The sequence below is a fragment of the Consotaella aegiceratis genome (genome assembly GCF_036541425.1).
Lineage (GTDB): Bacteria > Pseudomonadota > Alphaproteobacteria > Rhizobiales > Rhizobiaceae > Consotaella > Consotaella aegiceratis.
This window is the reverse complement of sequence record NZ_JAZHFT010000134.1, coordinates 1-1,151: the sequence shown is the minus strand read 5'-3', so window position 1 is coordinate 1,151 and position 1,151 is coordinate 1. Positions and strand designations below refer to the sequence as shown.

2 protein-coding genes and 1 pseudogene are annotated in these 1,151 nt (G+C 53.7%); all 3 read right to left on the bottom strand.

Going from position 1 to position 1,151, the window contains the following annotated elements:
• Window positions 1-111: 111 nt before the first annotated feature.
• Window positions 112-570 (bottom strand): hypothetical protein, encoded by a 459-nt coding sequence (locus SMD10_RS25420; protein WP_331688502.1) that lies wholly within the window; start codon window positions 568-570, stop codon window positions 112-114.
• Window positions 571-744: 174 nt separating this feature from the next.
• On the bottom strand, window positions 745-867 hold the full coding sequence (locus SMD10_RS25415) for a hypothetical protein (RefSeq protein ID WP_331688501.1): 123 nt from the start codon (window positions 865-867) through the stop codon (window positions 745-747).
• Between the two features lie 162 nt (window positions 868-1,029).
• Window positions 1,030-1,151: pseudogene (locus tag SMD10_RS25410) on the bottom strand (ISAs1 family transposase); the annotation flags it as partial.

Here is a 1,151-nt window from a genome sequence, read left to right as displayed (position 1 = left end):
CACGTGCCAACCTCGATCGCCACGATCCGCCGAAGGATCGCCACCGCGCTCGCCCGCAACCAGCTCCGATGTCCCTGCTGCGCCAGGGTCCATCTTCAGCAATCACTCCGTTTATGACGCAGTAAGATTAGTTGCTTGACGCAAAGTCATAGCGTGATGGTTTATATCTTGCGCTTTCACTGGCTTTATGCGTCCACTGCCTTCTTTTGCGCGGAAATTGAAGACGACGACTTCGTCAGTGGACCGATGTTTGCTCCATACACCATGAACCCAATTATTTCGTGTAGCGGAGAGGCGGCTAATTCGGTCAATCGTTCTTGATATCTCGTCCTTATCGTATTGAGTTGTGCTCCAGGCCGGTATCATCCCCTGTAGGAATTTGACGCGCGCTTCGAATGTCGGAATGCGATAGAAACCAAAATGAGCCATATCGGTCGATATCTCGCAAATCGCACACATTGCGAACATCAATGCTGTTTCGGCCGTAGCCCAAGCGACAACCATATTACCAAGGGCCGTCGCGATTTCGGGATCGCGATCAAAGCTGTCGATATCGGTGTAGGGTTCCATGGCGGATTATGATGATCAAAAGCGAGACGAAGTTCTAAAGCGACTTCTCGACACGCCGCCTCAGCCTAAGGGAGGGACTTGCCGACAAGTCTCACGAAAGCGAGATGCGTCAAAAGCAGAAACCGGGCGGCAATCCCGCGAAGAACGACCGCCCGGAAGAGCGATAGGCTTAGCCTATTTTCTCTTTTTGCGCTTAACGGTTTCGACGATAGCCGTCGCCTTTCGGCGTTCGGCAACCTTGACCGGGATAAATTGCCCGTTCTTGGCGTCTCGACCGCGCTTGTACGTCTTAGCCATGATAGTTTCCTTTCTTGGCTAGGCATGCGGCCGGGCCGCACTCCCTGAAGCACCCCCGCGCGCTTCATCCGTAAAAAGCAATCGGGTTGCGAATCAGAGACGCGGTTCAATTATTGCGCTTGTTGCGTTTTATTAGAAGGGTGCGAGCCTTCTGCTTCAGGGCTATCGCATTTGGCCGAGGATGGAACGAGCGAAGTCGTTGGACCATCCGGATCGCTTTCGCTTGCGACGGATGGAGATTGAAGGCCTGGCGCGCTTGAGCATGTTGAGGGCGAGCTTTCGCA

Bases quoted from the DNA above. Each gene is read 5' to 3' on its own strand.
- SMD10_RS25420 (WP_331688502.1), bottom strand. From the start codon at position 570: ATGGAACCCTACACCGATATCGACAGCTTTGATCGCGATCCCGAAATC.
- SMD10_RS25415 (WP_331688501.1), bottom strand. From the start codon at position 867: ATGGCTAAGACGTACAAGCGCGGTCGAGACGCCAAGAACGGGCAATTT.